Origin of the sequence: Bradyrhizobium lablabi (assembly GCF_001440475.1) — a bacterium.
In the GTDB taxonomy this organism is placed as follows: domain Bacteria; phylum Pseudomonadota; class Alphaproteobacteria; order Rhizobiales; family Xanthobacteraceae; genus Bradyrhizobium; species Bradyrhizobium lablabi.
In genome coordinates this window covers 1162-12013 of the sequence record NZ_LLYB01000053.1, presented here as the reverse complement: position 1 = coordinate 12013, position 10852 = coordinate 1162, and the positions used below count along the sequence as shown (strand labels likewise).

Annotated in this window: 2 protein-coding genes; both read left to right on the top strand. The window is 65.1% G+C overall.

The annotated features are described in order from the left end of the window. On the top strand, positions 1–256 hold a 256-nt coding region (locus CQ14_RS08995), incomplete at its 5' end, for a phosphopantetheine-binding protein (protein WP_156434800.1). Beyond that, on the top strand, positions 249–10852 hold a 10604-nt coding region (locus tag CQ14_RS08990; RefSeq protein ID WP_156434823.1), incomplete at its 3' end, for a non-ribosomal peptide synthetase. The genes CQ14_RS08995 and CQ14_RS08990, both read left to right, overlap by 8 nt.

Genomic DNA, 10852 nt, shown 5'->3' with positions numbered 1-10852 from the left:
CCTGCTGCGCCAGACCGACGTCGGCGTCACCGACAATTTCTTCGAGCTCGGCGGCGACTCTCTGATTGCCGTTCAGCTCGTCAGCCGCATCAAGCGTGATCTCGGCCAAGATTTGCCGCTGAACCGGCTGTTTGAAATGACGACCGTCGAAACCATGGCGGCTGCGCTCGCGCCCGAGATCGAGGCCGACAAGCGCAGCGACGACATCGCCGCGATGCTCGACATGCTGAAGGAAGTCGAACTTGCCGATGAGTGATACCGCCGCCACCCAGAAGCAGCAGCTTCGCGACATCTCTCAGCGCTTGATGCGCCTCGATGCCAACAAGCAGCATGCGTTCCTGACGCAGCTCGCGGCAAAGGGCGTCAATCTCGCGATGCTGCCGATTGCGCGCCAGGAGCGGACACGGGCGCCGCTGTCCTTTGCACAATCGCGCCTCTGGTTCCTGTGGCGGATGGATCCGGATAGCGCCGCCTACAATATTTCAGCGACCGTGCGGGTGCGCGGCAAGCTTCAACGGCACGCGCTGCAGCAGGCCTTCGATACGCTGGCCGCCCGCCACAGCGCGCTTCGCACCGTGTTTCGGCAGGAAAGCAAGGAAGCCGAGCAGATCGTACTCGATCCGCAACCGGTCGCATTGCGGCAGGTGACGCTCGATGGCGATGACCGTGAAGGGCAGGCGCGCCTGCTGGCGCGCCAGGAAGCATCGCTGCCGTTCGATCTCGAAGCCGGCCCGCTCATGCGTGCCGCGTTGCTGACGCTGGCGGAGGACGATCATTTTCTCGTCGTCAGCCTGCACCACATCGTGGCCGATGGCTGGTCGATGGGCGTGCTGGTCGACGAGTTCTGGAAATTGTACGCGGCGGCTGCGTGTGGCGAGACGCCGGCGCTGCCGGAACCAGATATCGAATATGCCGACTATGCCGACTGGCAGCGGCTCTGGATGAGCGCGGTCGATGGCGAGCGGCAGGTCAAGTATTGGACCAGCCGTCTCAAGGACCCGGCCGTGCTGCAGCTCCCGATCGACCGCGCACGGCCGGCGGTGCCTGATCTCGCCGGATCGGCGCTTCGCATGACGCTTGATCCGGTGCTGGCCGACGGCCTGCGCGCGTTGGCGCGCCTGAAGCAGACGACACTGTTTACCGTCCTGCTGGCGAGCTTCAAGCTGCTGCTCTATCGCTACACCGGCCAGCCCGACATCAGCGTCGGCGTGCCCGTCGCCAATCGCCACCGCGATGAAACCCGCAGCGTCATCGGGCTGTTCGTCAATACCCAGGTGCTTCGTTCTGAGATCGACGGGCGTGCGTCGATTGCGGACTTCATCGCATCGGTTCGTTCGGCCACGGTTGAAGCCCAGGAGAACCAGGACCTTCCGTTCGAGCGATTGCTTGAAATCCTGCAGCCCAAGCGCAGCCTGAGCCAGAATCCGCTCTTCCAGGTTCTCTATAACCACCAGCGGCGCCGCGTATCGGGCAATCCGCCTGATCGGACTGGCCTGCAGATCGAGAAGGTTGAGCCGGAGATCGAAACGGTCAAATTCGACCTCGCGCTCGACAGCGAGGAGGGGCCGTCAGGCGAAATCCGCGCGATCCTCACTTACGCAACCGCGTTGTTCGAGGCGGCAACGATCGAGCGCCTTGCGTCGCACTGGATCACGATCCTGAAGGCAATGGTTGAGGACGGCGCGCAGCCGATCGCCGGCCTTGCGCTGCTTTCCGAACAGGAATGGACCAGGCTGCGCCAGTGGAACGGGGTGGATGCCAAGACGGTCTCGCCGTTCGCGCCGGTGCATCAAACGGTTGCCCGGTTTGCCCGTGAAGCGCCCGATGCTCCGGCGCTGATCTTCGGCGACGAGGTGACCTCCTATGCCGAGCTTGATCGTCGCGCCAACAGGCTCGCGCACCGCCTGATCCGCCTGGGCGTCGGTTGCTCCGACCTCGTCGGCATTTCGGCACGGCGTTCGCCATCTCTCGTTATAGCCCTGCTTGCCATCCTGAAGGCGGGCGCCGGCTATCTGCCGCTCGATCCCGAGCATCCGGCGAAGCGGCAGGTCAGCACCATGCGCGACGCCGGCGCGCGATTCGTACTGGTCGATGCAGAAGGTTCGGCGTTGACGTCGCCGCTGCCCGGGATCGAGGTCGTTCCACTCGATGAGAGCAATCTTGACCGTGAGGCCGAGAGCGACCCGCGGATCGCGGTTGCCCCAACAAGCCTTGCCTATGTGATCTATACGTCGGGTTCCACCGGCATTCCGAAGGGTGTCGCGGTCGAGCATGGGCCGTTTGCGATGCATTGCGAGGTGACCGCCGGGCTCTACGATATGGACCGGCACTCGCGCGAACTGCACTTCCTGTCCTTCACTTTCGACGGCGCCCATGAGCGGCTCTGGACCGCGCTGACCTGCGGCGCCGCGCTGGTGATGCGCGATGCTGACTTGTGGTCGGCCGAGCAGACGCTCGACGTGCTGCGCCGGCAGCGTGTCACCAACGCCGGCTTCCCGCCGGCCTATTTGCAGCAGCTCGCCGATTTTGCGGCGTGGCGCGGCGATCCGCCACCGGTCGAGCTTTATTCCTTCGGCGGCGAGGCGATGCCGAAGGCGGGCTTCGACAAGGTCAAGCGCGCGCTCAAGCCTCGGACATTGATCAACGGTTACGGTCCGACCGAAACAGTGGTGACGCCGCTGGTCTGGAAGGTCGACGCCAGCGAAGAAATCGACGGTAATTATGCGCCGATCGGCCGTCCGGTCGGACGCCGCTCGGCCTATATTCTGGACGGTGATCTCAACGTCGTGCCGGTCGGGGTGACCGGCGAACTGTTCATCGGCGGCGAAGGACTGGCGCGCGGCTATTGGCGGCGCGCCGAACTGACGGCAGAGCGGTTTATTCCCGATCCCTTCGGTGAGCCCGGCGGGCGGCTCTACCGCACCGGCGATCTGGCGCGATGGCATGCCGATGGTGTGGTCGAATATGTCGGCCGGTCCGATCATCAGGTGAAGATCCGCGGATTCCGGATTGAGCTCGGCGAAATCGAGGCGTGGCTGATGCGGCAGACCGGCGTGCAGGCGGCCGTCGTCGTTGCCCGCGAGGCCGGCGCGAGCCGCCAACTGGTCGGCTATGTCTCAGGTGACGGTGCGTTCGATGAAGCGGCGATGCGCGCTGCACTTTCGGACGAGCTGCCCGATTACATGGTGCCGGCCCGCATCATGAAGCTTGAGCGGCTGCCGCTCACGGCCCACGGCAAGGTGGACCGCGAAGCCCTGCCGGCGCCCGAGATATCAGTTGCAGCGGTCGCGCATATCGCGCCGCGAACGGCGACCGAGACGACGCTGGCGGCGATCTGGGCCGAGCTGCTTGGTCAGCCTGTCATTGGCGTCGACGGCAATTTCTTCGAACTTGGCGGCGATTCCATCATCTCGCTGCAACTGGTCGGCCGCGCCCGCCAGGCGGGCCTCGTGATCGAACCGCGTGACGTTTTTCGGCACCAGACGTTGCAGGAGCTGGCGCTGATAGCGCGCATCGAACGGATGGAGCAGGACGTCGTTCCCGAAAAGGATTTTGAGGGCAGCGAGCATCCGCTGTTGCCGATCCAGGCGCGGTTCTTCGGCGAGGACGCCGGCGAGCGTCATCACTGGAACCAGGCCGTCCTGTTGATGCCGAAGTCGCGGCTCGATTGGGCCGTGCTGGAGCGCACGGTGGCCGCGGTCGTGGCGCATCACGCGGCCTTGCGCCTGCGCTTCGCGAAGATCGATGGCGCATGGCGGGCGACCTATGGTGCCGCGCCGGCGATCTCGGAGCTTTTGTGGATTCGAAGCGGTATCCGCGATGCCGCCGAAGTGACGGCAGTCGCTTCGGCGGCCCAGGCCAGCCTGTCGCTGGCAGGCCCGTTGCGCGTGGTCGGCATGGACCTTGCCGACGGCAGTCAGCGGCTCCTCGTCGTCGTGCACCATCTCGTCATCGATGGCGTGTCGTGGCGCGTGCTGCTTGAGGATTTTGCCGCGGCGTACGGACAGATTCAGCAAAGCGCGTCGTCGGTCGAGCTGGCGAAGAGCCAGTCCTACACAACCTGGGCCGCGCGGCTGCAGGCCTATGGCGGCACCGAAGCGCTGGCGGCTGAGCTGTCCTATTGGCTCGAACGGGGATCGCGCGCCGATCTGCCCTGCGACGATGATCACAGCGGCGTCGATCGGGTTGCCGAGGGCGAGGAGATTTCGCTGGCGTTCGACGCTGATTTGACGACGCGGCTGCTGAAGGAAGCGCCGTCGGCGTACCGGACCCAGGTCAATGATCTCTTGCTGGCGGCACTGGCGCGGGCGGTATCGCGCTGGGCTGGAACTGAGGATGTCGTTGTCGAACTCGAAGGGCATGGCCGCGAGGATATTTTCGCAGGCCTCGATATTTCCCGCACCGTTGGCTGGTTTACGACCGCTTTCCCCGTACGCCTCCCAGGCGGCTCCGGTGACGACGCTTCGCTGATCAAGTCCATCAAGGAAGAGCTTCGGGCGATTCCGGCCCGCGGGCTGGGCTACGGCATATTGCGCTATCTCGGCACCGAGGCGCAGCGCAACGCGCTTGCCACGCTCGCCGAGCCGCGCATCGTCTTCAATTATCTCGGTCAGTTCGATGCCAGCGTTGGTGAGAGCGCGCCGTTCCGCCTTGCGCCTGAGAGCGCTGGGCCGGCACGCAGCGACAGCGCGCCGCTTGGCCGCTGGCTGAGCATCAACGGCCAGGTGCGGGAGGGGCAGTTGCGGTTGTCGTTCAGCTACGGCCGCAGGCGTTACCGGCGCGCGACGATCGAACGCTTTGTCGAGCATTATGCGGCAGCGTTGCGCGAACTCGTCGACCACTGCACGGGCGGCGCCCGCGGCATCACGCCTTCGGACTTTGCCCTGTCGGGATTGAGTCAGGCCGATCTCGACACATTGGGCGCAACAATCGATTGCCGCAAAATCGAGGACGTCTATCCGTTGTCGCCGATGCAGCAGGGCATGCTGTTCCATGCGCTGCGCGATGGCGAAAGCGGCAATTATGTCAACCAGGTCGGCCTCGAAGTCCGTGGCCTCGATCCCGGCCGGCTGCGCGCCGCCTGGCATGAGGTCAGCGCGCGCCATGCGGTGCTGCGAACCGGTTTTGCCTGGCGCGAACTATCAGGCGCGGCGCAGCAGGTGGTCCATCGCCATGTGACGCTGCCATTCCTGGAAGAAGACTGGCGCGAACAGGCCGCCGCCATGGACCGGAGCGAATTCGAGGCAGCACTTGCCCGTGCGGCGCAGGCCGAGCGTGCCAAGGGGTTCGATTTGGCGCAGGCGCCGTTGCAGCGCGTCCGGCTGATCCGGCTCGATGAGAACCGCCACTGGCTGATCTGGACGCACCACCATATCCTGCTCGACGGCTGGAGCTCGGCGCGACTGATGGCTGAGATATTGCAGCACGAACGCGGCGGCCGCTTGCCCCCGGTGCAGGGGCGCTACCGCGACTACATTGATTGGTTGCAAAAGCAGGACCGCGACGCGTCGGCGTCATTCTGGCGCTCGGCATTATCAGAGCTCGACGAGCCCGGTTTCCTCGCGGATACGCTGGGAGGACCGGCGACAGGCGGATCAGGTCATGGCTCGCTGGATCTGCTTCTTCCTGCGGATCTGGCTGCAAGATTGCAGGCATTCGCCAAACGTGAGCGCGTCACGCTGAACACGCTGCTGCAAAGCGCGTGGGCGCAATTATTGCGCCGTCACACGGGCCAGCGCGTGGTCTGCTTTGGTGCGACGGTGTCGGGCCGGCCGGCAGAGATCAGCGGGTCCGAGGATATGGTTGGCCTGTTCATCAATACGCTGCCGGTCGTGGACCAGGCAAATCCGCAAACCGATGTGGGGGCGTGGCTTCGCGACCTGCAGGAGCGCAACATAGACCTGCGTGATCACGGCTGGATGCCGCTCTATGAGATCCAGCGTCTCTCGGGCCGATCCGGGCGGGCGCTGTTCGACAATATCCTCGTCTTCGAGAACTACCCGATCGATCAGGCGCTGCGCGGCGAGAACGAAAGCGGCCGTCGCTTTGGAAAAGTCGAGCAGGTCTCGATCACCAACTATGCGCTGACGGTGGCGGTGTTCGCCAAGAGTGATGGCATCAATCTGGGCTTCCGCTATGACCGCGGCCGGTTCGATGACGACCAGATCAGATATCTGCAGGCGTCTCTCTCACGTCTGCTTGCCGAAATCGCGGCCGATGCCTCCCGACCGCTCGGTGAACTCAGCGGCCTCGATGCCGATGAGACGCGGAGGGTGCTCGGCTGGAGCGGCGGCCTTGCCAAGACTTCGAATTTCAGCAGCATCGTTGCACAGATTGAGGCACGCGCGGCTGCCTCACCATCTACGATCGCGCTGGTGTTTGGCGACCAGGAGGTCAGCTATGGCGATCTGAACGCGCGTGCCAATGGTTTGGCGCGGCGGTTGCGCGACCATGGCATCGGTCGTGATCGGCTGGTTGGTCTTGCAATGGAGCGCAGCGCCGAGCTGATCGTCGGTGTCCTCGCCGTGCTGAAGGCGGGTGGCGCCTATCTGCCGCTCGATCCGGATTATCCGCCGGATCGCCTTCTGCACATGGTGCGTGACAGCGGAACGACGCTGGTACTGACGCAAGACCGATTGCTGGAGCGTCTCGCACCGGTGATGGCTGGCGCGGCTGCTGAAGCCTGGACCATCGACAGAGAGGCCTGCGCGGAAACTTCGAATCGCAATCTCGACGTCGCGATGCATTCGGATAGCCTGGCCTACGTCATGTACACGTCGGGATCGACGGGCATGCCCAAGGGCGTGGCCTGCTCGCATGGTGCGCTCGCTGCGCGGCTCGGCTGGATGCAGGCGGAGTATTGCGTTGATGCCGGCGAGACCTTGCTGCAGAAGACGCCGTTCAGCTTCGACGTCTCGGTCTGGGAGATCCTGTGGCCGCTCGCGACCGGCGCACGGCTTGCGATTGCCGCGCCCGGCGCGCATCGCGAGCCGCGGCTTCTGGCGGAAGCCATTATCGCGCACGACGTAACGACGCTGCATTTTGTGCCGCAGATGCTCGAGCATTTTGTTGCCGAGCCCCAGGCCAGATGTTGCGTCTCGCTCAAGCGCCTGTTTGCCGGCGGCGAGGCCCTGTCGGCGGAGCTGAAGGCGCGCGTGCTGGCAGCATTCCCCGGTGTGCGCTTCGACAATCGCTACGGGCCGACCGAAGCCTTGATCAATGCGACGTTCTGGAACTGCCGCGACGATGGCGCGGCGCGTGTGCCGATCGGACGACCGATTCCGGGCACGGTAATTCGCATCCTCGATGCCGATCTGAATATGGTCCCGGCGGGCGTGACGGGCGAGTTGTTCATCGGTGGCGATGGGCTTGCTCGCGGCTACTGGCGGCGCGGGAAGCTGACGGCAGAGCGTTTCATTCCCGATCCGCTCGGCGGGCCCGGAGCGCGGCTATATCGATCGGGAGATCTGGCGCGCTGGCGAGCCGACGGTGCGATCGAGTATGTCGGGCGCTCCGATCACCAGATCAAGATTCGCGGCTTCCGCATCGAGCTTGGCGAGATCGAGGCACGGCTGCTGGAGCAGCCCGGCGTTCGTTCCGCAGTGGTCGCGGCGCGCGAGGCCGGGGCCGGCCGCCAGCTCGTCGGTTATGTCAGCGGCGCGGGTGAACTTGAGGAAGCGTCGCTGCGGACCGCGCTGTCGTCCGTTCTGCCCGATTACATGGTGCCGTCGCGGATCGCGGTGCTGGAACGGCTGCCGCTGGCGCCGAACGGCAAGATCGATCGTCACGCGCTGCCGGCGCCTGATGCTGTCTACGCAGGCGCAGAGTACCAGGCGCCACGCACGCCGGCCGAAGTGGCATTCGCGGCGATCTGGGCCGAATTGCTTGGCCGGCCTGCCGTTGGTCTCGCCGACAATTTCTTCGAGCTCGGTGGCGACTCGATTATCTCGCTGCAGATGGTGAGCCGGGCTCGCCGCGCCGGTTACCTGATCGAACCGCGCGACGTGTTTCAGTATCAGACGCTGGAAGCCCTGGCGCTTGCGGCGCGTACCGAGCAACACAGCGAAATGCTCGCAGATCAGGGGCAGGTCACCGGCCCGCATTCGCTGCTGCCGATCCAGGCCCGCTTCTTTGCCGAGGACGCAGGCAGGCGCGATCACTGGAATCAGGCGGTGCTGCTAAGGCCGAGGGACCGCCTCGATTGGGACGTCATGCGGCGCGCGGTAGCGGCCGTGGTCGATCATCACGACGCGCTGCGGCTTCGCTTCGAAGAAGGTGAGGGAGGCTGGCGCGCGAAGCACGGCGTTGCGCCGGACGCCGCGGATCTGCTTTGGGTTCGAAGTGCGGCCGATGGCGAGGGCGTGACGGCGCTGCCGTCGTCCGCGCAGGCCAGCCTGTCAATTTCCAATGGACCGCTGCTGCGTGCGGTCGGCATCGACGTCGCCGACGGCAGCCAACGCTTCCTGATCGCGATCCATCATCTGGTCGTCGATGGCGTGTCATGGCGGATTCTGCTGGAAGATGTTGCCGCCGCATATACGCAGCTTGCGCAGGACGCGATCGTGGTGCTTCCGTCGAAGAGCCATGCTTACGCGTTGTGGGGTGAACGGCTGCAGACCTATGCAACATCGCCTGCTCTGGCTGCCGAGTTATCCTACTGGGCTGATCGCCGCACCGGTGCGGATATTCCCTGCGATGACGATCATGGCGGCATTGATCGTGTCGGCGATGCCGACGAAGTGCTGCTCTCATTCGAGCGGGAATGGACGCAGCGCTTGTTGAAAGACGCGCCATCCGCCTATCGTACGCAGATCAACGATCTGCTTCTCGCCGGCCTCGCACGTGCCGTCTGGCGCTGGAGCGGGCAGGACGATGTGCTGGTCGAGCTGGAAGGCCATGGCCGCGAAGACTTGTTCGGCGATCTCGACATCTCGCGCACGGTCGGCTGGTTCACGATCGCGTTTCCCGTGCGGCTGGCCGGCGGGGCGCAAGCTCCGTCCGCATTGATCAAGACGGTGAAGGAGGAGCTGCGCGGCATTCCCGGCCGCGGGCTCGGCTATGGCGTATTGCGCTATCTCGGCTCCGAAGAACAGCGCGCAGCGCTGTCCGGCATTGCCGAGCCCAAAATTGCCTTCAACTATCTCGGCCAGATCGACGGCGGCAGCGGCGAGGCGGCCTTGTTCGCCATGGCGGCGGAAAGCGCAGGCCCGTCGCGCGACGCATCCAGCCCATTGCGGCGCGGGTTAAGCGTGAACGGCACGGTGCGCGACGGCCAGTTGCGGCTCTCGTTCGGCTTCGGTCGCAAGCGCTATCGGCGCGAGACGATCGAGCGATTGGCGGCGTTGTACGAAGCGGCGCTGCGCGAGCTGGTCGATCACTGCACCAGCGGCGCCCGCGGCCTGACGCCGTCGGATGTGGCACTGTCGGGCCTTGGCCAGGCCGAGATCGATCGTCTCGGGCTCGATTGGCGAGAGGTCGAGGACATCTATCCGTTGTCGCCGATGCAGCAGGGCATGCTGTTCCATGCGATGCACGACGGCGAGAGCGGACTTTACGTCAATCAGGTTGCTGCGGAAATGCACGGCCTCGATGCCGCAAGGCTGCGTCGTGCCTGGCAGGCGGCCAGTGACCGCCATGCGGTGCTGAGAACCGGCTTTGTCTGGCGCGACCTGTCCGGCTCGCCGCAGCAGATTGTCTATCGTCGCGCGGAAGTACCGTTTGTCGAAGAAGACTGGCGCGCGCGGGCTGCCGGGTGGGACCGGGCCCAGTTGGACGCTGCGCTGGCCGATGTGTCGCGCCAGGAACAGGCCGCGGGGTTCGACCTGTCGCGGCCGCCGTTGCAGCGGGTGCGGCTGATCCGGCTCGGAGACGATCGGCATTGGCTGATCTGGACGCATCATCACATCCTGCTCGACGGATGGAGTTCGGCGCGGCTGATCGCCGAGGTGATGCAGCATAACGGCGAAGGACGGCTGCCGGCATTGCAGCACCGCTATCGCGATTACATTGCGTGGCTGCAGAGCCGGGACAGCGATGCTTCGGCGGCGTTCTGGCGCGATGCGATGGCGAGGCTCGATGAGCCGAGCTTCCTGGCTGGACATGTGGATGTGAAATCATCCGGCCACGGCATGCTCGCGCTGGAGCTGGACGCCGCGTTGACCGGGCGGCTGCAACAGTTTGCGACGCGCGAGCGCGTCACGATGAATACGCTGGTGCAGGCCGCATGGGCGCAGTTGCTGCGGCAATATACCGGGCAGAGCACGGTTTGCTTCGGCGTCACCGTGTCGGGCCGGCCGCCTGAACTTGCCGGCGGAGAGGATATGGTCGGCCTGTTCATCAACACGTTGCCGGTCGTCGACGATGTCGCCCCGCAGCAGAGCGTCGGCGCTTGGCTGCGTGAATTGCAGGATCGCAATCTGATCTTGCGCGAAAATGGCTGGACGCCGCTCTATGAAATTCAGCGTCTCGCGGGGCGTTCCGGACGGCCGCTGTTCGACAGCATCGTGGTGTTCGAGAACTATCCGGTCGACCACGCGCTGATCGGGAAGAACCGGCAGATCCGCGTCGGCGAGACCAGGATCGTCGAGACCAGCAATTATCCGCTGTTCGCGAGCATCGGTCTCGATGAACGGTTGCGGCTGGTCTTCAACTACCAGCGCCGGCATTTCGATGAGGCGCAGATCGCACGGCTGCAACAGGCCTTCGTGCGGTTGCTGGAGGCGTTGAGCATCGATGCCGATCGGCCGGTCGGCGCGGTCGTGGCCGGCGATCCCGCTGACGATGCGCTGCTCGCGCGGGCCAACAGCACGCGGTGCGATGAGCCGCGCCGGGGAATTGTCGAACAGTTCGAAGG